This is a genomic window from Providencia sp. JGM181 (assembly GCF_018257375.1).
GTDB lineage: Bacteria > Pseudomonadota > Gammaproteobacteria > Enterobacterales > Enterobacteriaceae > Providencia > Providencia lanzhouensis.
This window is the reverse complement of record NZ_JAERJY010000045.1, coordinates 1-23,393: the sequence shown is the minus strand read 5'-3', so window position 1 is coordinate 23,393 and position 23,393 is coordinate 1. Positions and strand designations below refer to the sequence as shown.

16 protein-coding genes and 3 tRNA genes are annotated in these 23,393 nt (G+C 44.3%); 15 read left to right on the top strand and 4 right to left on the bottom strand.

Going from position 1 to position 23,393, the window contains the following annotated elements:
• Nucleotides 1-171: 171 nt before the first annotated feature.
• The 9 genes from kdpF to JK188_RS08240 all read left to right on the top strand — a co-directional run bounded on the left by kdpF (nucleotide 172) and on the right by JK188_RS08240 (nucleotide 12,929).
• Nucleotides 172-261, top strand: a complete 90-nt coding sequence (gene kdpF / locus JK188_RS17985) for a K(+)-transporting ATPase subunit F (RefSeq protein ID WP_071524944.1) — start codon at nucleotides 172-174, stop codon at nucleotides 259-261.
• Nucleotide 262: 1 nt separating this feature from the next.
• Nucleotides 263-1,966 (top strand): potassium-transporting ATPase subunit KdpA, encoded by a 1,704-nt coding sequence (gene kdpA, locus JK188_RS08275; RefSeq protein ID WP_211887952.1) that lies wholly within the window; start codon nucleotides 263-265, stop codon nucleotides 1,964-1,966.
• Between the two features lie 13 nt (nucleotides 1,967-1,979).
• A complete protein-coding gene (gene kdpB / locus JK188_RS08270; protein WP_036947835.1) occupies nucleotides 1,980-4,043 on the top strand; it encodes a potassium-transporting ATPase subunit KdpB in 2,064 nt (687 codons plus the stop codon).
• Between the two features lie 10 nt (nucleotides 4,044-4,053).
• Nucleotides 4,054-4,647 (top strand): potassium-transporting ATPase subunit KdpC, encoded by a 594-nt coding sequence (gene kdpC, locus JK188_RS08265; protein WP_211887951.1) that lies wholly within the window; start codon nucleotides 4,054-4,056, stop codon nucleotides 4,645-4,647.
• A gap of 8 nt (nucleotides 4,648-4,655) precedes the next feature.
• Nucleotides 4,656-7,355 (top strand): two-component system sensor histidine kinase KdpD, encoded by a 2,700-nt coding sequence (kdpD, locus tag JK188_RS08260; RefSeq protein WP_211887950.1) that lies wholly within the window; start codon nucleotides 4,656-4,658, stop codon nucleotides 7,353-7,355.
• A gap of 16 nt (nucleotides 7,356-7,371) precedes the next feature.
• Entirely contained in the window at nucleotides 7,372-8,055 is a 684-nt protein-coding gene (gene kdpE, locus JK188_RS08255) for a two-component system response regulator KdpE (protein ID WP_211887949.1), read from the top strand.
• A 116-nt stretch (nucleotides 8,056-8,171) separates the two neighbouring features.
• A complete protein-coding gene (locus tag JK188_RS08250; RefSeq protein ID WP_211887948.1) occupies nucleotides 8,172-8,567 on the top strand; it encodes a DUF5329 family protein in 396 nt (131 codons plus the stop codon).
• Nucleotides 8,568-9,155: 588 nt separating this feature from the next.
• Nucleotides 9,156-11,276 (top strand): TonB-dependent siderophore receptor, encoded by a 2,121-nt coding sequence (locus tag JK188_RS08245; protein WP_211887947.1) that lies wholly within the window; start codon nucleotides 9,156-9,158, stop codon nucleotides 11,274-11,276.
• A 90-nt stretch (nucleotides 11,277-11,366) separates the two neighbouring features.
• Entirely contained in the window at nucleotides 11,367-12,929 is a 1,563-nt protein-coding gene (locus JK188_RS08240) for an esterase family protein (RefSeq protein ID WP_211887946.1), read from the top strand.
• A gap of 340 nt (nucleotides 12,930-13,269) precedes the next feature.
• On the opposite strand, the gene glnS is transcribed toward JK188_RS08240, so the two are convergent.
• The 4 genes from glnS to nagE all read right to left on the bottom strand — a co-directional run bounded on the left by glnS (nucleotide 13,270) and on the right by nagE (nucleotide 19,141).
• Entirely contained in the window at nucleotides 13,270-14,937 is a 1,668-nt protein-coding gene (glnS, locus tag JK188_RS08235; RefSeq protein ID WP_108479374.1) for a glutamine--tRNA ligase, read from the bottom strand.
• Between the two features lie 147 nt (nucleotides 14,938-15,084).
• Nucleotides 15,085-15,900 (bottom strand): sulfite exporter TauE/SafE family protein, encoded by an 816-nt coding sequence (locus JK188_RS08230; protein ID WP_211887945.1) that lies wholly within the window; start codon nucleotides 15,898-15,900, stop codon nucleotides 15,085-15,087.
• Nucleotides 15,901-16,047: 147 nt separating this feature from the next.
• A complete protein-coding gene (locus tag JK188_RS08225) occupies nucleotides 16,048-16,932 on the bottom strand; it encodes a hypothetical protein (protein WP_211887944.1) in 885 nt (294 codons plus the stop codon).
• Between the two features lie 181 nt (nucleotides 16,933-17,113).
• Nucleotides 17,114-19,141 carry an N-acetylglucosamine-specific PTS transporter subunit IIBC gene (gene nagE, locus JK188_RS08220; protein ID WP_132494246.1) on the bottom strand — a complete coding sequence of 676 codons (2,028 nt, stop codon included), beginning with the start codon at nucleotides 19,139-19,141 and terminating at the stop codon, nucleotides 17,114-17,116.
• Nucleotides 19,142-19,495: 354 nt separating this feature from the next.
• Here nagE and nagB point away from each other — a divergent pair, with 354 nt between their 5' ends.
• The 6 genes from nagB (at nucleotide 19,496) to JK188_RS08190 (ending at nucleotide 23,350) form a co-directional block, all read left to right on the top strand.
• Entirely contained in the window at nucleotides 19,496-20,299 is an 804-nt protein-coding gene (gene nagB, locus JK188_RS08215; protein ID WP_108479370.1) for a glucosamine-6-phosphate deaminase, read from the top strand.
• 124 nt (nucleotides 20,300-20,423) lie between these two features.
• Nucleotides 20,424-21,590: an N-acetylglucosamine-6-phosphate deacetylase gene (gene nagA / locus JK188_RS08210; RefSeq protein ID WP_154634481.1), complete on the top strand. Its 1,167-nt coding sequence runs from the start codon at nucleotides 20,424-20,426 to the stop codon at nucleotides 21,588-21,590.
• Between the two features lie 7 nt (nucleotides 21,591-21,597).
• On the top strand, nucleotides 21,598-22,821 hold the full coding sequence (gene nagC / locus JK188_RS08205) for a DNA-binding transcriptional regulator NagC (RefSeq protein ID WP_036947633.1): 1,224 nt from the start codon (nucleotides 21,598-21,600) through the stop codon (nucleotides 22,819-22,821).
• Nucleotides 22,822-23,074: 253 nt separating this feature from the next.
• A tRNA-Met gene (locus JK188_RS08200) sits at nucleotides 23,075-23,151 on the top strand.
• Between the two features lie 7 nt (nucleotides 23,152-23,158).
• Nucleotides 23,159-23,243, top strand: a tRNA-Leu gene (locus tag JK188_RS08195).
• A 32-nt stretch (nucleotides 23,244-23,275) separates the two neighbouring features.
• Nucleotides 23,276-23,350 (top strand) — tRNA-Gln (locus JK188_RS08190).
• The last annotated feature ends 43 nt before the right edge of the window (nucleotides 23,351-23,393 follow it).

The following is a 23,393-nucleotide window of genomic DNA, read 5'->3' as shown; positions in this document are numbered from 1 at the left end:
CAAATAAATCACATTCCATTAACAAACTATACTTAGATAATTCCTCAATCATCACGAGGCGATTTTAATTGGGCATTTTTATACTATTTTTACACCCCACCTTGTTTTTTTATCAGCTTCTTTACAAGCAAATGCCTAACCTAGCGCAATGGAAATAATAAGGAGATAACAATGTCACTACTTTCCATTTCTGGGGCAGTTCTTGTTGTTGTACTGCTGGTTTATCTGATTTATGCCCTGCTCAACGCGGAGAATTTCTGATATGGCCACCAATGCGTTTTTATTGATCGCCAGTTTTTTACTGGTTCTGATGCTGTTAGCAAAACCACTCGGCAACTTCATTGCGTATCTTATCGATGGAGATATGCCACGTACGATTGCCAAAAGTGAATCCGTATTTTGGCGATTAAGCGGCATCAAACAAGTGGGGCGCGATCTCCCTGAGATGAATTACTGGCAATATGCCATCGCCATTTTGCTGTTTAACCTGCTAGGTTTTGGCTTACTTTTCGTCATTTTAATGTGCCAAGGCTCGTTACCGCTCAACCCTCAACATTATCCGGGAATGAGCTGGGACTTAGCCTTCAACACAGCAATTAGTTTTGTGGCCAATACCAACTGGCAATCTTATAGCGGGGAAAATACCCTGAGCTATCTGAGCCAAATGGTCGGGTTAACCGTACAAAACTTCCTTTCGGCAGCGACAGGGATAGCCGTCGTGTTTGCACTTATTCGTGCATTCTCACGCCACGGCAGCAAAACGATTGGTAATGCTTGGGTTGATTTAGCGCGTATCACGCTGTATCTCCTGCTGCCATTAGCCATTATCTTTGCGTTATTCTTTGTCAGCCAAGGGGTTATTCAAAACTTCTCCCCTTATGTTTTGAGTAACAACCTTGATAGTGCGCCGCAACTTTTACCAATGGGCCCTGTTGCATCCCAAGAAGCCATCAAATTATTGGGCACTAATGGCGGCGGATTCTTTGGGGCTAACTCATCCCATCCATTTGAAAACCCAACGGCATTGAGTAACTTTGTACAAATGCTGGCTATCTTCCTTATTCCAACGGCACTTTGCTTTGCTTTTGGTCGTACCGTTTGTGATAACAAGCAAGGTCACGCCCTGTTATGGGCAATGGCGATTATTTTCGTGATTGCCGCCGCCGTTGTGATCCATGAAGAGTATGTTGGAAACCCATTCTTAGGTGAGTTGCACGCAAGCAGTACCGCTAACCTTGAAGGGAAAGAGAACCGCTTTGGCACATTAGGATCTGCGTTATACGCCGTTGTCACCACCGCTGCATCTTGTGGCGCTGTGAACTCAATGCACGATTCTTACACCGCATTAGGTGGCATGGTTCCTATGTGGCTGATGCAAATCGGTGAAGTGGTCTTTGGGGGCGTTGGTTCAGGTTTATACGGTATGTTGCTGTTTGTACTACTTGCCGTGTTCTTAGCGGGGCTGATGATTGGTCGTACTCCTGAATACCTCGGTAAAAAAATCGAAGTGCGTGAAATGAAAATGGTGGCACTGGCAATCCTTGTCACGCCAACTTTAGTGCTACTCGGCACCACAATTTCACTGATGACCGAAGCAGGACGTGCCGGCATTCTTAACCCGGGCGCTCACGGGTTTAGCGAAGTGCTATACGCCTTCTCATCCGCCGCCAACAACAACGGTAGCGCCTTTGCGGGATTAAGCGCTAACACGCCGTATTACAACGTCATGTTGGCACTCGCCATGTTCCTCGGGCGTTTCGGTGTGATTTTCCCTGTATTAGCGATTGCAGGCTCTATGGCAGTGAAAAAACCACAAGCCGCCAGCCTTGCGACATTGCCGACACACGGTCCACTGTTTATCGGTTTATTAATCATGACAGTTCTTCTCATTGGTGCGCTGACTTTTGTCCCTGCGCTTGCGTTAGGGCCAATCGCGGAACATCTGCAAATTTGGTTAGCGGCATAATGAGGGTGAAAAAATGAAAAATCAAAAAACACAATTATTTGATAGCAAACTGGTTCGCCAATCGACAATTGATGCCATTAAAAAGCTGACACCACAAGCACAATGGCGCAACCCAGTCATGTTCGTGGTTTACATCGGCAGTATTATTACGACTTTATTATGGATAGCGATGGTCGCTGGCTATAGTGAAGGCAATGCTTGGTTTAGTGGCATGGTCACTTTATGGCTATGGTTTACGGTGCTGTTTGCCAACTTTGCAGAAGCTTTAGCGGAAGGTCGTAGTAAGGCTCAAGCTCAGAGTTTAAAAGGCGTCAAACAGCAAAGCCGTGCAACTAAACTGGCGACTGCCTCTCTTGATGCGCCGCAAGAAATGGTCAGTTCAGACCAACTGCGCAAAGGCGATATCGTCTTGATCCGCGCAGGGGAAACCATCCCTTGTGATGGTGAAGTGATTGAAGGCGGCGCATCAGTGGATGAAAGTGCCATTACAGGCGAATCCGCGCCGGTGATCCGTGAGTCCGGTGGCGATTTTTCATCAGTCACAGGGGGAACTCGCGTACTTTCTGACTGGCTGATCGTCGAATGTACAGTTAACCCGGGTGAAACATTCTTAGACCGCATGATTTCTATGGTTGAAGGTGCACAGCGCCGCAAAACGCCAAATGAAATCGCGCTCACTATCTTATTAACCGCACTGACCATTATCTTTGTTTTAGTCTGTGCAACATTGTATCCATTCACCTTGTTTGCTACTGAATATGCGGGTGCAGGTGGCGCAGTGTCTATCATTGTACTAATTGCCCTGCTTATCTGTTTGATCCCTACCACCATTGGCGGGCTACTCTCTTCCATTGGGGTAGCTGGCATGAGCCGCATGCTGGGTGCTAACGTGATTGCCACCAGCGGACGTGCTGTGGAAGCCGCGGGAGATGTTGACGTCCTGTTACTGGACAAAACGGGCACCATCACCCTCGGAAACCGTCAAGCTTCTGAGTTTTTACCGTTAAGTGGAGTTTCGGAGCAACAATTAGCGGATGCCGCTCAACTCTCCTCACTGGCGGATGAAACCCCTGAAGGGCGCAGTATTGTGGTACTCGCAAAACAGAAATTCAATTTACGTGAGCGCGATATTCACGCTATGAACGCCACCTTTGTACCCTTCTCTGCGATGACGCGCATGAGCGGTGTAAACGTCGGCGAACGCATGATCCGCAAAGGTTCTGCTGACGCTATTCGCCGTTATGTTGAAGCAAATCACGGAAAATTCCCTGTCGAAGCCGACAAACTTGTTGAACAAGTGGCGCAGACAGGAGGAACACCGTTAGTCGTGGTGGATAGCCAAACGGTGCTCGGCGTAGTGGCGCTCAAAGATATCGTCAAAGGCGGCATGAAAGAGCGGTTTGCACAAATGCGTGCGATGGGGATCAAAACTGTGATGATCACGGGGGATAACCACCTCACCGCGGCGGCAATCGCAGCAGAAGCAGGGGTGGATGATTTCTTAGCTGAAGCCACTCCAGAAGCAAAACTGGCATTAATCCGCCAATATCAATCGGAAGGTCGCTTAGTGGCCATGACTGGAGACGGCACCAATGATGCCCCGGCATTAGCACAAGCGGATGTGGCGGTTGCCATGAACTCAGGCACACAAGCGGCGAAAGAAGCCGGTAACATGGTGGATTTAGATTCCAACCCAACCAAGCTGATTGAAGTGGTGCACATTGGTAAACAGATGCTGATGACTCGCGGCTCATTAACCACATTCAGTATTGCCAACGATATCGCCAAATACTTCGCGATTATTCCAGCTTGTTTTGCGGTCACATGGCCACAGCTCAATGCCTTGAATATTATGCATTTGCACTCACCAGCTTCGGCATTGCTGTCGGCGGTTATTTTTAATGCCTTGATTATCGTGTTCTTAATTCCACTGGCATTAAAAGGGGTAAATTATCGCCCAATGAGTTCTCAATCACTTTTACAGCGTAACTTGAGCCTGTACGGGTTAGGTGGATTGATTGTCCCATTTGTGGGGATCAAACTTATCGATATGTTCATCAGCTTGTTTGGTATTTAAGGAGCCTATTATGAGCATGTTTCGTTCTTCATTGATGATTTTAGTTCTGTTAACGCTGGTGACTGGGATTGCTTATCCGCTACTCGTGACGGGGCTTGCTAATGTCATTTTTCCAACTCAATCGATGGGTTCACTGATCCTACAAGATAATCGCATTATCGGTTCATCGTTGATTGGGCAGTCTTACCAAAATGACAATTACTTTTATGGTCGCCCGTCCGTGACCGTAGAAATGCCCTATAACGCACTGGCTTCCGGTGGCAGTAACCTTGCTATCAGTAATCCACTGTTAACCAAAGAATTGACTGAGCGTTCGGTCGCATTGAAACAGCATGAACCCGATGGTGGTGATATTCTGCCTGTGGATTTACTGACCGCCTCTTCCAGCGGGCTAGATCCCCATATTTCGGTTGCCGCTGCGTTATATCAAGCACCGCGTATTGCTAAAAACAGACAGTTATCGATAGACAAGGTAAAATCGCTTATCTCTGACAATACTCAATCTCCCCTGTTTCGATTCTTAGGTGAGCCCGTTGTCAACGTATTAGAGTTAAACCTTGCCCTTGATACCTATCAACGGGAAGCTAACAGTCAAAATCACTGAGGTCAGTTATGAATAATCAGGAGCCTATCCGCCCAAACCCAGATGACCTGTTGGTAAAGGCAAACGAAAGTGGACGTGGCAAGCTTAAGATTTTCTTCGGTGCTTGTGCTGGTGTCGGGAAAACTTACGCCATGTTGCAAGAAGCGCAACGCCTTCGAGCACAAGGGTTAGATGTGCTGATTGGCGTGGTCGAAACTCATGAACGAGAAGAAACCGCCGCGCTGCTGGATGGGCTCCCGCAACTTCCTCCATTAAAAATCAGTCATCGAGGGCGTCGCCTGCACGCCTTCGATATTGATGCAGCATTGGCAAGGCATCCTGCCATTATCTTGATGGATGAACTTGCCTTCAGTAATCCAAATGGCAGCCGCCACCCTAAACGCTGGCAGGATGTTGAAGAATTACTGGATGCGGGTATTGATGTTCTCACCACCGTTAACGTTCAACATATTGAAAGCTTAAATGACATTGTCGGCAGCATCACCGGTATCCGCGTGCGTGAAACGGTGCCTGACCATATTTTTGATGCCGCCAATGAAGTGGTTTTAGTGGATTTGCCTCCAGATGACCTTCGCCAACGTTTAAAAGAAGGCAAAGTGTATATTCCGGGGCAGGCTGAACGCGCTATCGAGCATTTCTTCCGCAAAGGAAACTTAATTGCTTTACGGGAATTAGCCCTGCGCCGCACGGCTGATCGCGTTGATGATCAAATGCGTGAATTTCGCGATGGTAAAGGTGAAGCCCCCGTTTGGCATACCCGCGATGGGTTACTCCTGTGTATCGGGCATAATACGGGCAATGAAAAACTGGTTCGCGCTGCTGCTCGCCTTGCCGCTAAGTTCGGCAGTGTTTGGCATGCGGTGTATGTAGAGACGCCAACATTACACCAACTTCCTGAAAATCAGCGCCGTGCTATTTTAAAAGCCTTGAGGTTAGCGCAAGATTTAGGTGCGGAAACTACCACGCTTTCTGATCCTAATGAAGAAAAAGCCATTTTGCGCTACGCACGGGAACATAATCTCGGTAAAATTTTGATCGGCCGACGCGATAAACACCGCAAATGGTATAAATTCAATTTACGCCAAGGTTTTGCCGATAGACTCGGTAAACTCGGACCTGATTTAGATTTGATCATTGTCGCCCTTGAAGAAAAAAGCGACTGGGATAAAGAGCCTGAAAGAAAGCCGTTTACCGAAAAATGGCGCTCTGATGTCAATGGCTATTTAATGGCGATCGCCATGTGTGCAGCCATTACCCTATTCTCTCGAACCTTTTTATTGGCGCTGGATAAAGCCAACTTAGTCACCCTCTATTTATTGGGCGTAGTATTAGTCGCGCTATTTTACGGTCGTCGCCCTTCTGTTTTCGCCGCGTTAATCAACGTGATCAGTTTCGATTTATTTTTCGTCCAGCCCCATTTTTCGTTAGCCATTATGGATATGCAGTATCTGGTGACTTTTACCGTAATGCTGATTGTGGGGGTGGTTGTCGGGAATCTCACCGCGGGTATGCGCTATCAGGCAAGAATTGCCCGTTATCGAGAACAACGCACGCGCCATTTATATGAAATGACCAAAGAGTTAGGTCAAGCCCTCAGTACGGAAGATATCGGCAAAACAGGCTACCACTTTTTAAACAACGCCTTTCAGGCAAAAACCTGTTTGTTACTCCCTGATGAAAACAACCAACTCACGCCATTACAGTGCGAAGGTTATAGCCAGTTGCAAATCGACAAAGCTATCGCAAAATGGAGCTTCGATAAACGTCAGCCCGCCGGTGCAGGGACGGACACACTTCCCAGCGTGCCGTACCAATTACAGCCCATCACGACGGCGGATGAAACCCTTGCTGTGCTTGCCATTGAGCCGCGTAATATTCGCCAATTATTGATCCCCGAGCAGCAACGTATGTTGCAAACCTTTACCGGATTAATCGCCAGTAGCCTTTCCCGCCTGCAACTGACCAAACAAGCAGAGAGAGCCAAATTGGATGTTGAACGGGAGCAATTACGAAATTCACTGCTGGCAGCCCTATCCCATGATCTCAAAACGCCACTGACTGTTTTATTTGGTCAAAGCGAAATTTTGATGTTGGAGTTATCAGCCGAAAATTCACCGCTCACCGCACAAGTCAGCCAGATGCGCCAACAGGTGTTAAGCACTTCGCGCTTAGTGAACAATTTATTGGATATGGCTCGCTTACAATCTGGGGGGATCCACCCCAATTTGGAATGGGAATCTCTGCAAGAAATTACGAGCAGCGCAGTTCGCATCTTGGACTACACTTTAGATAGTCACCCACTTGATATTGATATTCCAGCCGATTTACTCTTGTATTGTGACGGTAACTTGATTGAGCGCGTTATCATTAACTTGCTCGAAAATGCCATAAAATACAGTGATAGCGATACGCCGATTGGTATTCGTGCGTCTATCGAATCACAAAAAGCCCATATCGAAGTGTGGGATGCCAGCAATGCGATTCCCGACGGGCAAGAAAAAACCATTTTCGATAAATTTTCCCGCGCACAAAAAGAATCGGCAATTCCGGGAGTTGGCTTAGGTTTAGCTATCTGTCGTGCTATTATCCATCTCCATGAAGGGGAAATTTGGGCTGAAAATAATGAAAAAGGTGGCGCCAGCTTCCATTTTATTTTGCCGTTAAAGCCGTTACCCGAGATTGAAAACGAAAGCGAAAACGAAATTTAGGAGCACTTAGCAAACTGTGAGTTCCCATCAAATCCTGATCATTGAAGATGAAAAAGAGATCCGCCGCTTTGTTCGATTAGCGCTGGAGGGTGAAGGCTGGAAAATTTTTGAAGCTGAAAATTACCAGCGAGGGCTCATAGAAGCAGGCACTCGTCAGCCTGATTTAGTGATTTTAGATCTCGGATTACCTGATGGTGATGGATTGAATTTGATCCGTGATTTACGCCAATGGAGCAGTATTCCGTTGATTGTACTTTCTGCTCGTGAAGAAGAGTCCCAGAAAGTGGCCGCTCTCGATGCAGGTGCCGATGATTATTTAACAAAACCTTTTGGCATTAGCGAGTTGCTTGCCCGTGTCCGAGTCGCTTTACGTCGCTTTGGTAAAGCGGGTCAAGAAAGCCCGACTTTTCAATTTGGCGATGTCACCGTGGATTTTATTAACCGTATCGTGACTAAAGGCAGTGAAGAGCTGCACCTCACCCCCATTGAGTTTCGGTTACTCAGCGAACTCGTCGCCAATAGCGGAAAAGTGCTCACTCAGCGCCATTTGTTGCTGCAAGTCTGGGGACCGAGTTACGTCGAACATAATCATTATCTACGCATTTATATGGGGCATTTACGCCAGAAGTTGGAAAATGACCCAGCTCGCCCCGCACATCTTTTAACTGAAACGGGAATTGGCTACCGCTTTATGCCTTAACTTATACCTTTAAAACCTAAGTTTGTCTTAAAGCGTGATTCTCAGACTATTACTGATAGTTTATTCATCGCGGCTGCCTATAATCTCTCCAATCTTAACTTATCGGAGCGTTTCCTGTGCAATCGTTACTGACTCAAGCCTCTCGCCGTTTTGCTTCCATCTTAGTGATTCTTTTAACTATTTTCGTCACCACCAAAGCCCTTGCGCTAAGCCCTGAAGAGAAAATGCGTACTGAAGCGTTGTTAACAGAGCTGGGTAAGCAGCAGAATTTAACCTTCACGCGTAATGGTTCCGGTCATTCCGCACCAGAAGCTGAATCCCATTTGCGTTTAAAGCTGGGTAAAACCGAAAAGCGTTTGCAGACAACAGAGCAGTTTATTGACAATGTGGCATCAAAATCTTCTATCACCGGAGAAGAGTACCAAGTCACCGATGCCCAAGGTAAAGTCACCAGCGCCAATCAGTATCTGCATGATTTACTGAAAAATAACGTCGATAAACCAACCAAATAACCCGCTCTATCCCCCCTATTAATAAAGCGCCCCCAATAGCTAGCGGGCGCTTTATTTGTCAGTTTTTTCTGACCCAATATATCCGCCAATCACAATCCGAATCTTATAACCCTATGCAGACCGAAGCATTAGATGTGCTGATGGAATGAGTTGATAGTTGCCTCATGGAGCAAAGAGCAATTTGATTGAAATGCTGACTTTCTAAAACATAAAAAACTAATTAATTACCATATGTTATTCTTAATGATTATTATTATCATATATATTCAAATGATTATTATTATCATATAGACTATGAGGGTTGAGTTTGAAAAACAATAGAGTGTCAATGCACAAACTCGCATATCTCTATGTTTTTAATCTAAAAATTTTAAACTCTCATATTAAGAGTACATTGGTTTAATTCAGATATATTTATGCCAGAGATATCGAAGAATACATCGGTGTAAGTATGAACGGTAAAAAGAAATTCACTTTTATACCCTCCTGACCAAATCAAAAAAATATCCATCGTGTGAAAACTTGCACTGCTAGGTTTCCATACCGTCTTAAATTTCACGTTGAAAATAGGGATGAACAGGTATTGCTATGTTAAATAAAAATAAGCTATCAGCGCTATCACTGTTAATAGTTTCGCCATTCGCAGCTTCAGCAACTGATGTTCTGGTTGTGACTACACCAAGCTCAAGTGATTCATATACTGCAACAACGACGTCTTCTGCAACGAAGAATGAAACTCAGATAATGAAAATACCACAGACGGTGAATGTGGTGACCAAAACCCAAATAGAAAACAGAGCGGCAGAAACCGTTGTGGATGCACTGAGGTATACACCCGGTGTGGTTACCGAATACCGTGGTGATTCGAATCGCAATGATGAGGTATTCAGTCGCGGTTTTGATTATGCGAACAAAATTCTAGATGGCATTCCTTTTGGCGGAAATGCGTCCTCGTCAATGGGGACAACCGAGCCTTGGTTTCTGGACAGAATTGAGATGATTAAAGGACCGGCATCTGTGCAGTATGGGCAAATAAGCCCTGGTGGGGTTATTGCCATGACAAGCAAAAAACCAACCGCGCAGAGCATCAATAAAATTCAGCTACGGGTCGGTAATCGAAATAAAACGGAAGGATTTTTTGATCTGGGTGGCAAGCTAACGGATGATGGAAATATCCTCTACCGTTTAAATGGCCTAGCAAAAAAGAAAGACACTCAGGTTCGAGACTATGAAGAAGAAAAATATGCCATCGCTCCCGCCATATCATTCCTAAATGAAGACACTACTTTCACTCTTCTGGCTTACTTACAAAACTCACCGAAAAATGGTTACCGAAATTTTCTTCCTAAAGTTGGCACGCTTGAATCAACCCCGGAAGGAAAAATTCCGCAAGACTTCAATATAAGCAATCCTGACTATAATATTTCCAAACAAAAACAACATAGTATCGGGTATGAATTTGAACACAATTTTAGTGATAAAATTTCATTGGTACAAAAAGCACGCTATGCAGAGATTGATGAAAAATATAATTACTTAGTATTTAATACCTTAGCAAGTGAAGCTAAAAACTATCCTTATGTACTAAAACGAATGGCTCAGCGCGAAAAAACGAAACTCAATACATTTGGCGTTGATACCCATTTAAATTTCGACATTAATAATGGGGGGCTTTATCAAACACTATTAGTCGGCGTCGATTACAAATGGACTAAAGAGGATAAACAGTTTTGGCGTGACAGAAGCGGCAATTATGATATTGATTGGCGTAACCCCCAATACCAGAAAATTGATGAATCCAAGCAGACACTATTCACCGACCAGCTGCAAAAAAGCGATCAAATCGGTATTTATATTCAAGACCAAATCGAATGGAATAACTGGAACTTATTAGCTAGCACCCGATATGACTGGATTGAAGTCAAAACGATTGACAGAACGATCAGTGACAGATCACAACAAAATGATGGTAAATTAACAGGCTTAGTTGGATTGTTATACTCATTTGATAACGGTATTTCCCCTTATATTAGCTACAGCACCTCTTTTGAACCAAACCTTGCAACCAACAGAAAGCCAGAAAGTAAACCGTTTGATCCTAAAACAGCAAAACAAACAGAAATCGGTATCAAGTACCTCACCCCTGACCAAAAAACGCTGGCGACCTTATCTCTCTATCATATCGAGCAAAAAAACATTCCCAAATACGATTCTGAATTAGGTTATATGACGCTAATCGGCAAGGGTGAAAGTAAAGGTGTGGAAGCCCAAATAAACAGTAAGCTTACCGACAAATTTGCCGTTACAGCAGCATATTCATATACCAAAACCAAAGTGCTTGAAACGTCAAACAGTGCTGAAAAAGGAAAAGAATTTCCTCGAATCCCTAAAAATATGGCCTCTGTCTGGGGGCAATATGAAGAAAACTCAGGGATGCTGAATGGACTGAAAGCCGGAGCGGGAGTGCGTTATATCGGATCCAGCAAAGCAGGGGCGGATAATAGCTTTTCTGTGCCTGGGGTAACACTTTACGATGCGATGGTTGGCTATGAACTTGCCAATATTTCACCCTCTTTGAAAGGCGCGACGATACAGTTAAACGTTAATAACTTAATGGATAAACATTATGTTTCATCCTGTGGTATGAGTGATGCCTGCTTTTATGGCATAGGCCGAACTGGTACTATCACGTTTGATTACACTTGGTAAAACAACGAGTAAGAACAAAGGTTATGTCAAATTGAGATATAGCCTTTGCTATCTCATTAATAATAACGATTAACTTGAAAGTGAGGGCTCATGAAGTCTGTTTTGCTTTACGTAATGGCCGCTTTAAGTGCAGTACCTGCAATAGCTGCGCCTTGCACAGAACTACCTCTCCAAGGGGTTCAAGAAGGTGTATTCGATACCGAAGGTAAGGTTTGCTTTGTGCTTCCAGCGCTTAATGAAAACTATATTTCTGCCACACTAAAAGGGGCAACAGGAGCACAATTGCTCGACCAGCAAAACCATCATTTACGCACATTATTGGAAGCAGGACCTGCTGATGGAGAAAAATCGCTACTTTTTTCATCCCCGGCAGGGCAAGTTTCATCATTAATGTTATATGGAAGTAACGGTAGTAAATGGCAGTTTAACTGGCAAATGACAGAAACTCAGCCACTCAATCGCATGCGAAAACTTAATCCAGTCAGTCCTACTTTACAGCAACTCGCAAAGGAGCTGGCAGCAGGAGGAACAACAGATGCATTTTGGAAAAAACAGCAACTCATCGGTACGCCTTTAATTGAACCCGTAGATACATCTCATAAACGAGTCACTTTTTTGTGGCGTGCAGCACGCGGTAATGTGTTCATTTTAGGGTCTCCGGCAGGCGATCATGATCCCATGTTTAAACTGGGTGACTCCGATGTTTGGTTTCGCAGCTACGTGGTACCCACAGATACGCGTATGCAATATCAATTGGCACCTGACGTTCCTAAAGTAGATGGCAATGCGCGTGAACAACGCCGTGCGATTTTGGTCACTGCACAAGCCGATCCTTTAAATCCCACGACTATGAGTATAGAAAATGATGATAAGTGGAACACTTCATCTTTACTTGATTTAAAACCCTCACGGTATTTTACCCGCGATACAATGAAGCAGCCTATACGTCATGGCTCTTTGACTCGACAGACATTAAAAAGTGAGTTCCTTGGAAATAGTCGGGAAATCATTCTTTATCGCCCAAAAGCGACAACGCCTGTTAGTTGGACATTATTTTTGTTTGATGGTCAAATTTGGCAGGATAAATATCACACCGCCAATGTAATTGATGGTTTGATTGCTAATCATCAATTACCCCCGATTAATATTGTCTTTATAGATAGTCTGGATAGTAAACGTCGCTCCAAGGAACTCCCTCCAAATCAAGCTTTTGCTGATTTTATGGCACTGGAACTGCTACCTTGGGTGAGCAAAAATGGTATTGAAATAAATAATGAAAAGACGATTGTGGCTGGCGCAAGTTATGGAGGATTAGCATCGTCCTGGGTCGCATTGCGATATCCAAACCAATTTAGTCATGTGCTGAGCCTATCTGGCTCGTACTGGTGGGCACCTGAAGGTGAAAAGCCAGGATGGTTAACTCGTCAATATCAGCAATCGCCGCATTATCCGATCAGTTTCTGGATACAAGCAGGATTATTTGAAAACCAAGGTGCTGATGGCGGCATTTGGCTTAATAGCCAAGAGCTTGAACATGTTTTGCGAGATAAACACTACAAAACCAGCTTCCATTCATGGTCAAGTGGTCATGATTATGCTGCTTGGGTAGAAGCATTGGTCTATGGATTGAAAGACTTCACAAACCAACGTTGAATCTTCTGTGGGTGTTCTGCTACGCCCACAACGGTATTTTGATATAAAAAGACCCCCAGTAATTGGAGGTCTGTTTTTAGGCTGTTTTTAGGCTGTTTTTAGGCTGTTTTTAAACCTATCTCAGCAATCCTCTAAATAATTCGCGTTGTAGCAAGGCGGCAAATGAGCTAATCCCTAGGAGCATACATAAGTATGTGACTAGGGTTAGTGAGTGCAGCCAACGCCGCTACAGCGCGAAGTATGACGAGGATTCAGCTAATCCCTAGGAACATACATAAGTTATGTGACTAGGATTAGTGAGTGCAGCCAACGCCGCTACAGCGCGAAGTATAACGAGGATTTAGTTAGACTCAATCTTAGCCCACGTATCACGCAACCCAACCGTACGGTTAAACACCAGCTTATCCGCACTGCTCAGTTTGTTATCTGCGCAGAAGTAACCTTCACGCTCAAACTGGTACGCTTTTTCTGCTGGCGCATCACGCAGGCTTGGTTCAACAAAACCTTGGCGAATGACCAGAGATTCTGGGTTCAGCACGGATAAGAAATCATCTTCAGCTGCTGGGTTTGGTACCGTAAACAGGCGGTCATACAGACGAATCTCCGCTGGCAGTGCATGTGCTGCACTTACCCAGTGGATAACACCTTTGACTTTACGACCGTCAGCTGGATCTTTGTTTAATGTGCCTGCATCGTAAGTACAGAAGATAGTGGTAATATTGCCTTCTGCATCTTTTTCTACGCGCTCTGCTTTGATGATGTAAGCATTACGCAGACGCACTTCTTTGCCTAATACCAGGCGCTTATATTGGCGGTTAGCTTCTTCGCGGAAGTCTGCACGGTCAATATACAGCTCATTGCTAAATGGCACTTCACGCGTTCCCATTTCTGGGTTGTTCGGGTGATTTGGTGCCTTCAGAATTTCTTCACCTGCGGGCATGTTTTCAATCACTAAGCGAACTGGATCGATAACCGCCATTGCGCGTGGTGCTGAGTCATTCAGGTCATCACGGATGCAAGATTCTAATGCCGCCATTTCGACGTTGTTATCTTGCTTAGTGACACCGATACGACGGCAGAATTCACGAATTGATGCCGCAGTATAACCACGACGACGTAAACCAGAGATAGTCAGCATGCGTGGGTCATCCCAACCAGCAACGTGTTTTTCCGTCACTAATTGGTTCAGTTTACGTTTTGACATTACCGTGTATTCGAGGTTCAGACGAGAGAACTCGTACTGACGCGGGTGGCAGTCAATCGTGATGTTGTCCAGTACCCAGTCATACAGGCGGCGGTTGTCTTGGAATTCTAATGTACACAGTGAGTGTGTAATGCCTTCCAGCGCATCAGAAATACAGTGAGTGAAGTCGTACATCGGGTAGATGCACCACTTGTTACCGGATTGGTGATGTTCCGCAAACTTAATGCGGTATAGCACAGGGTCACGCATAACCATAAATGGCGATGCCATGTCGATTTTCGCACGCAGACACGCTTTACCTTCTTCGAAGCCACCCTCGCGCATTTTTTCAAATAACGCTAAGTTGTCTTCAATCAGGCGCTCACGATAAGGGCTGTTTTTACCCGGCTCTTTTAATGTGCCACGGTATTCACGAATTTCATCCGCACTTAATTCATCAACGTAGGCAAGGCCTTTTTTGATAAGCTCAATCGCGTATTGGTATAAAATATCAAAATAATCAGATGAGTAGCGAATGTTGCCGCTCCACTGGAAACCTAACCATTGGACGTCATTTTGAATGGAGTTCACATACTCAACATCTTCTTTGACCGGGTTAGTATCATCAAAGCGTAAGTTACACTGGCCTTGATAATCCTTCGCGATACCAAAGTTCAAGCAAATTGATTTCGCATGGCCAATGTGTAAGTAGCCATTCGGTTCAGGTGGAAAACGGGTATGTACTGATGTGTGTTTCCCAGTCGCCAGATCTTCATCTATGATCTGACGGATAAAGTTAGTTGGGCGAGCATCTGCCTCATTCATTGTCATCGTTCCTCAGTGCCAAAAGCGCGCTAAATTCGTATAGTAACCGAGTATATTCTACCATAATACGTCCAGAAACAACCGTTTGATTAAGGTTAGTCGGCAAAAGCAATGGCAAAGGGGGATTTTTATCAAAAAATAGGCTATTTATACGAATAGCATGACCCCAAGAACTACCATCAGTAAAATGGGATAGCTTTGAGCATGGCGTTTATCACTCAAGTAGGGCATCAAAAACGAAGCAAAGCGAATACCTAGCCACGAGGTAGCAATCAAAATTAAGGCACCTTTAATATAAATCATACCTAAGAAGCCGGAGCCTAATTCAAGGTGCTTTTCCATCGCAAAATAGAAGTAAATCAAAGAGCCCGTGATTGCCATCGGTAACGTCAGCGGGTTAGCAAATGCCGCCGCTTGCAACATGCTCGCTCCACGGCGACGCATCAAAGGTACCGTCATCACACTGCCCCCTACGCCTAAAAATGCCGCGACGGTACCGATCACTGTACCGATGAGCGTGTCCTCAATGCATTTGCCTCTTATTAACGTATTACCTTCTGATTGGGTTTGCATAAATCCGGGGCGAATAAAGCAATCGAGAATAGTGATAATGAGATAACCGATAAATATCCAGCGGATCCATTCACTGTCTACCGATAGCGCGATGAGCGCACCTAAAATGCCGCCAAGTGAAATAGGTAGCATAAAAGGTTTGATAATTTGCCAGTTGAAATTCCCTTTCAGGTAGTGTGCTCGGCTCGACAAGCTTGATGAGAAAATCATCACAAATGTGGACGTAGCGACAGCGATTTGCATCGCGACTTCACTGGCATCATGGCGAGGTCCCCAAACAAGGGTAATTAAGGCATATAACAGGGGTACTGTAATAAAGCCGCCCCCGAAACCGAACAGCGCTGTTGTGATCCCTGAAATGAAACCAAATAAACAAAGTAGTAAATCCACAGGATGATCCTCAAAGATGGTTGAGTTTTTATCTTATCCTTGAGAACCGTCCCGTGCTTATGCAGATTTGACAACTCGCTTTGAGATTTCGCCAAATTAATTAACAAACATAACCTTTGAGTTACAAGCCTCAATATATTCAATCAATTAACTTTTTCGCCATACATCAAAATCCTCTGCAAATTTCCCAACAGATTCCCCTTTCGGCGCTTTGGGCATCTGCTTAATCGCTTGAGCGACACTGATAATCAAACGCATAAATTCATCAGCAAATCGCTCTTCGTTCTCATTAGGTATGTCTGTTATGTTTCGGCCTGCTTTGGGTTTCCACTGCTCCCTTAACGCATCAAAGAGATTAAACAGTTGCTGCTTGGTGCTATACAGTAGGCAGCCATCTTTAAAGACGTCCTGAAAACCCAATTCATCAATATAATAGTCAAGAAGATCTTCGTTAGCCGGGTTGTTAATATAGACCCCCTCTCCCCCTACCTTGATGAGAAAAAATAAAATACTCAGCAATGAGTAAACCATCATTTTTCCATCTAATGCTTTATTGTTTTTCTCAAAATTTTGCAGTATTTCAATTGTCGCTCGACGGCTATGAGGGTCATAGCTACAGACACAACCTCCCGCTGCTTTATCGGGTATTCGGACTAAAATTCGGTTACGGCTAATAAGTTTAAAACAGAAACTAAAGCTCTCTTTGGTCATAACAATTTCTTGATACTCAAGCCAATCTAAAGGCTCTTCCATTGCTAACGAGCTGATATTGCAATACTTTAAATTCTCTTTGTTCATTCTACGAATGCGAATCGGATTCCCTGAACATTGAAAAAAATGGTTCATTTTTTGAAACACATATTCGCTAGCTTCACTCACGAGCGTTATTTTTGACATCATCTTATTTATTCCTTTAAAAACAGCTTCCTTTAACCAACCGATTTCCTTAAATGATTTTTCGCCTCGCCAACAAGGGAAATTTACTTCAAAGAAAATAAGCCATAAGAGAAATAAAATAGTAATAAGTGCCAAAAAGTTAAATTCGGTTATACCGAATACATGATTGATTAATATAGGAATTAATACCTTAGAAGTTAATATTTGTTGAATTAATGCTATGGATATTAATTACGGATAATTTAGATAAAAAAATGCCAGCTGATTAAGCTGGCATTTCCTAGGTACTGCTCGGTATTTTTTATCTATACGTAGATTATTTTAATACGTGATAAATAACGGTTTCACCGGCAGTAACCTGACCTTTCGCTAAAATCTCAACACCCGCGAAGTCATCAATATTACTGATGATAACAGGGCTGATCATTGATTTTGCATTCGCTTCAAGGAATGGCAGGTCGAGTTTCAGAATCGGTGTACCCGCTTCAACTTCAGCACCCTCTTCAACTAAACGCTCACAGCCTTCACCATTTAATGCAACGGTATCAATCCCCATATGCACAATCAGTTCAACGCCATTCGCGGTTTCGAGGCAGAATGCATGGTTAGTAGGGAAAATTTTCACAATTGTCCCTGCGGCAGGCGCCACGACTTCGCTGCTTGTTGGTTTGATAGCAATACCATCACCAACGATGCGGCTAGAGAACGCTTCATCCGGAACCTGATCCAGTGAGTAAACTTCACCACTAACTGGTGCGATTAATGACAGTACCGCGTTACCTTTTGCTTTTTCTGGTGCCGCTTGCTGGCTTTTTTCTGGAGCAGCAACTGGCGCAGATGCCGCAATAGGGCCTTTTGCCATCACTTCCGTCATCGCTTTAGCGATTAGTTCAGCACGAGTTCCCACAATGACTTGCACGTTTTGCTTGTTCAGGCGGATTACACCGGATGCACCAATACGTTTAGCTAGTGGGTCGTTGACTACCGCTGAATCTTTTACGCCTAAACGTAAACGCGTGATACAAGCGTCGATGTTAACGATATTGTCGCTACCACCTACTGCTGCAATATACTGGCGAGCTTCTTTTTGAATTTCGCTTTCATCACTGTGTGCATCGCTGACGTTTTCGTCATAGCCATCAACCGTTTCATCACCCGCGCTGACTTCACGGCCTGGCGTTAACAGGTTGAATTTGCGGATCATGAATCGGAAAATCACGTAGTAGATGCAGAAGAAGACTAAGCCTTGAACAATCAGCATATACCAGTGAGTTGCGAGTGGGTTACGTGTCTGTAAGAACATATCCACCAGCCCTGCACTGAAGCCGAAGCCTGAAATCCATTCCATTGTTGCCGCGATATAGACAGAAATACCGGTCAATAATGCGTGGATCACATACAGTACTGGCGCAACGAACATAAATGAGAATTCAAGTGGTTCAGTAATACCAGTAAAGAATGCAGCAAACGCACCTGCAATCATGATACCAGCCACTTTGGCTTTATTTTCTGGACGTGCACAGTGATAGATAGCCAGAGCCGCACCTGGCAGACCGAACATCATGATAGGGAAGAAGCCCGCTTGGTAGCGACCCGTAATCCCAACTGTTGCCAGACCTGCTTCGATGGACTTCGCGCCACCTAAGAAGTTAGGAATATCGTTAATACCCGCCACATCGAACCAGAATACAGAGTTCAGTGCGTGGTGTAAGCCAACAGGAATTAATAGACGGTTAAAGAAAGCGTAGATACCCGCGCCAACAGAACCTAAGTCTTTGATGCTTTCACCGAACGCCACTAATCCGTTATACACCACCGGCCAAACATACATCAGAATGAATGCCAGGATGATCATCAGGAATGAGGTTAAAATCGGGACGAGGCGACGACCACTGAAGAATGACAACGCTTTTGGCAGCTCAACGCCACTGTAGCGGTTGTAAAGTTCAGCAGAGAGAACCCCAACAAGGATACCCACGAACTGGTTATTGATTTTATTGAATGCAGCAGGGACGGATTCCACTGGCACACTCATAATCATTGAGTAGGACGCAGGCGAACACAGTGTTGTCACCACTAAGAAGCCGACAAAACCAGTTAATGCAGCTGCACCATCTTTATCTTTAGACATTCCGTACGCAACACCAATCGCAAACAACACGGACATGTTGTCGATGATGGCTGCACCGGATTTGATCAGTAACGCAGCGATTGCGCTATTGGCGCCCCAACCATCTGGGTCAATCCAATAACCAATCCCCATAAGGATTGCGGCGGCTGGTAATACGGCGACAGGCACCATAAGCGCCCTACCAATCCGCTGTAAGTAGCTAAGAATATTCACAAACTCCCCCTTTGTATCGCTCTATTTTTGTCCCATTTCAGGATCTTATTTTCACGCATCGGAAATATATCCGAAGTCGCTTAATTATAGCAATTCATAGAATAGATGAATTTTTTCGCGATACAAAATAAATAGCTGGAAACTGTGATAAATGTCAACGAAAGAAACCTAATATTGACTAAATTAGTAGCTATTCTCGAAAACTTATTTTATGATTAAAAATAAGTTTTTTATATGATTTGCTGTATATACTCCAAGTACCTCAGTCATAAGAAAATGTTGAAAATGTTCAACACAATTGAGATTTGGGGTCCTACAAGTATAAATTTAAAGAAACACTAGAGGTAAAAGTACATGAGGCTTATCCCATTAAATAATGCTCATGATGTTGGCGTATGGTCCGCACAGTACATCGCTGATAAAATCAACGCATTCAATCCGACAGCTGAACGCCCTTTCGTTCTAGGCTTACCAACTGGCGGAACACCGCTTGCCACCTACAAAGAATTAATTGCCTTATATAAAGCAGGTAAAGTCAGCTTTAAGCATGTCGTGACATTTAATATGGATGAATACATTGGTATTCCAAAAGATCATCCACAAAGTTACCACACGTTCATGCACCAAAACTTTTTCAATCACATTGATATCCAAGCTGAAAACATCAATTTACTCAATGGTAATGCACCTGATGTCGACGCTGAATGTCAACGCTATGAAGACAAAATCAAATCCTACGGTCAAATTAACCTGTTTATGGGTGGTGTCGGTAATGATGGTCATATCGCGTTTAATGAGCCAGGTTCTTCTTTAAGTTCGAGAACACGAATCAAAACGCTGACGCCAGAAACACGCCAAGCTAATTCCCGTTTCTTTGATAACGATATCAATCAAGTTCCTAAATATGCATTAACTGTGGGTGTTGCTACTTTATTAGATGCGAAAGAACTGATGGTATTAGCGACAGGTGCAAACAAAGCGGATGCCGTTCACGCTGCGGTAGAAGGTTCTGTTAACCACTTATGGACAATCAGCTGTGTGCAGCTACATCCTAAAGCATTGATTGTCTGTGATGAGCCAGCAACATTAGAATTGAAAGTCAAAACGCTCAAATATTTCAAACAATTAGAATGTTCGAATATAGAGCAATTTGATTAATTTATACTCACCTCTGTTTTGGCGTCTCTAAAAGCGCCTAAAATAGATAGAGTATCGAACACCCGACCCGCCATACTGATGCGGGTCGGTGACCCATTTTACTCGCGGTCAGGAGTTTTACGCTATGTACGCATTAACTAATTGCATTATTTTTACAGGTCACGAAAGACTGGATAACCACGCAGTCATTATTGATGGCGAAATCATCAAAGCGGTGTGCCCAGAATCCGAACTCGCTCACGATATCGAACGTAGAGATTTGAAAGGTGCCATTCTATCGGCTGGCTTTATCGATCTCCAAGTGAATGGCTGTGGCGGCGTGCAATTCAATGACAACGAAGAAAATGTCACATTGAAAAACCTCGAAATCATGCAAAAAGCCAATGAGCGTGCGGGGTGTACTAGCTTTCTGCCAACTCTCATTACCTGTTCAGATGAACTGATGAAGCATGGCGTTGATGTCATGACTGAATATCTGAAACAGAATAAGAACCAAGCGCTTGGTTTACATATTGAAGGCCCTTACATTAATTTGATTAAAAAAGGGACTCATAACCCAGAATTTATCCGTAAGCCATCAATTGAAATGATGGATTACTTAGCAGCACATGCTGACGCAATTAGCATGATCACGCTCGCACCTGAAGTCGTTGAGCAACACTTTATCCACCAGCTCACCGAAGCTGGCATTGTGGTTTCAGCAGGTCACTCCAATGCAACCTATGAAGAAGCGCGTCAAGGCTTCCGCTCAGGTATTCGCGCATCAACCCACCTATTCAACGCCATGCCATATATTTCGGGTCGTGGTCCTGGTCTGGTTGGCGCAATTTACGATACCCCTGAAGTCTATGCGGGCATTATCGCGGATGGTTTACATGTTCAATGGGCCAATATTCGCAATAGTAAACAACTCAAAGGGGATAAGCTGGTTTTAGTCACCGATGCGACAGCACCAGCGGGAATTGATCCCCAAACAGGTGAAATGGATCATTTTATCTTCGCAGGTAAAACCATATACTACCGCAATGGATTATGTGTCGATGAAAATGGCACACTGAGCGGCTCTTCCCTGACCATGATTAATGCGGTGAAAAACAGTGTTGAACATGTTGGCATTCCTCTTGATGAAACATTAAGAATGGCCACCCTTTACCCAGCAAGAGCCATTGGGGTAGAGGCAACATTAGGTTCCATCGAAGCCGGCAAAACGGCTAACTTGACTGCCTTTAACCAAGACTTCCAAGTCCTTTCAACTTATGTAAACGGAGAGGAAGTCTATAAAAATGAGTAACTAGCTGATGAATCAAAGCCACTCGCTAAAGCAAATTGGTAATATTGATCTCGTAAAACAACTCAACAGTGCTGTCGTTTACAGCCTGATTGATCAACAAGGACCGATATCTAGAATTCAGATAGCGGAACAAAGCCAGCTTGCGCCAGCGAGTGTCACTAAGATCACCCGCCAATTACTCGAACGTGGTTTAATCAAAGAAGTAGACCAGCAGGCCTCCACCGGAGGCCGTCGCGCTATCTCTATCGTCTCCGAATACAAACATTTCCACACCATCGGCGTACGCTTGGGGCGTTACGATGCCACAATCGCCCTGTATGATCTTAGCGGCAAAATGCTGGCAGACGGTCACTACCCTATTACAGAACCCACCCAGCAAATCGTCGAAGAGAAACTGATTGCGGCACTTGAAGATTTTATCTCGCTGCACCAGCGACGCATCCGTGAGCTGATTGCTATTTCGGTGATATTGCCAGGACTTGTCAATCCGCATTCGGGTATTGTCCACTACATGCCACACATTAAAGTGGATAACTGGAAGCTGATTGATAACCTACAGCAGCATTTCAATCTCACCTGTTATGTTGGGCACGATATTCGCAGCCTAGCTCTCGCTGAGAGTTATTTCGGTGCTACCCAAGATTGTGAGGACTCGCTTCTTGTACGCATTCATAGAGGCGCTGGAGCCGGTTTAGTCGTTAATAAAGAGATCCTTCTTAATCATCGAGGTAATCTTGGGGAGATTGGGCACATCCAAGTAGACCCACTAGGCGACCTGTGCCATTGCGGTAATTTTGGTTGTTTAGAAACCATCGCCTCCAACCAAGCCATTGAAGCTCGCGTGAAACAGCGCTTAGAACAAGGCTATGCGAGCCAATTAACCCCTGAAACCAGTTCAATTACCCATATTTGCCAAGCAGCCAATAAAGGTGACCCACTGGCAACCGAGGTTATCCAACACGTCGGACGCCAAATTGGTAAAGCCATCGCTATCACTATTAACTTGTTTAATCCTGAAAAAGTGGTGATCGCCGGAGACATTACTGAAGCTGAGCAGGTTCTATTACCCGCCATTCAAAGCTGCATTGATACCCAAGCATTAAAAGGTTTCCGTGAAAACTTACCGATTGTTACCTCGCAACTGGTTCATAATTCAGCAATTGGTGCATTTGCGCTGACAAAACGCGCCATGTTAAATGGGGAATTGCTCCAAAGATTATTAGAAAGTTAACTTTGTGCTCTCTCTTATCGGTAAACAGCAAAATAGCGCAATAAATTCCAGTGTGATTTTTAACCATCTTAATAATAACAAATCACATTTTTTCAAATTCGGGGTTGTTTTTTGCTGGCTTTATCGACAAAATGATTATTCATCAAACAAACAGACGCATTTTCTAAAAAATAGTGCAAAAAGCTGTTGACTGTCTTGCCTGTAATTAGCATAATGCGCCCCGCAACGCCGATGAAGGTTAAGCAAAAAAGATGGCTATGTAGCTCAGCTGGTTAGAGCACAACACTCATAATGTTGGGGTCACAGGTTCGAATCCCGTCATAGCCACCATTTATTTGCGGGAGTGGCGAAATTGGTAGACGCACCAGATTTAGGTTCTGGCGCCGCAAGGTGTGCAAGTTCAAGTCTTGTCTCCCGCACCATTTTCCTTCTCGGTTAAAATTGAATTTAAGATTGGGGTATCGCCAAGCGGTAAGGCACCAGGTTTTGATCCTGGCATTCCCAGGTTCGAATCCTGGTACCCCAGCCATCTTAAAGGAAATTAATTTTCGTAGTGAAAATAAATAATAGAT

Bases quoted from the DNA above. Each gene is read 5' to 3' on its own strand.
- kdpF (WP_071524944.1), top strand. From the start codon at position 172: ATGTCACTACTTTCCATTTCTGGGGCAGTTCTTGTTGTTGTACTGCTG.
- kdpA (WP_211887952.1), top strand. From the start codon at position 263: ATGGCCACCAATGCGTTTTTATTGATCGCCAGTTTTTTACTGGTTCTG.
- kdpB (WP_036947835.1), top strand. From the start codon at position 1,980: ATGAAAAATCAAAAAACACAATTATTTGATAGCAAACTGGTTCGCCAA.
- kdpC (WP_211887951.1), top strand. From the start codon at position 4,054: ATGAGCATGTTTCGTTCTTCATTGATGATTTTAGTTCTGTTAACGCTG.
- kdpD (WP_211887950.1), top strand. From the start codon at position 4,656: ATGAATAATCAGGAGCCTATCCGCCCAAACCCAGATGACCTGTTGGTA.
- JK188_RS08245 (WP_211887947.1), top strand. From the start codon at position 9,156: ATGTTAAATAAAAATAAGCTATCAGCGCTATCACTGTTAATAGTTTCG.
- JK188_RS08240 (WP_211887946.1), top strand. From the start codon at position 11,367: ATGAAGTCTGTTTTGCTTTACGTAATGGCCGCTTTAAGTGCAGTACCT.
- glnS (WP_108479374.1), bottom strand. From the start codon at position 14,937: ATGAATGAGGCAGATGCTCGCCCAACTAACTTTATCCGTCAGATCATA.
- nagB (WP_108479370.1), top strand. From the start codon at position 19,496: ATGAGGCTTATCCCATTAAATAATGCTCATGATGTTGGCGTATGGTCC.
- nagA (WP_154634481.1), top strand. From the start codon at position 20,424: ATGTACGCATTAACTAATTGCATTATTTTTACAGGTCACGAAAGACTG.
- nagC (WP_036947633.1), top strand. From the start codon at position 21,598: ATGAATCAAAGCCACTCGCTAAAGCAAATTGGTAATATTGATCTCGTA.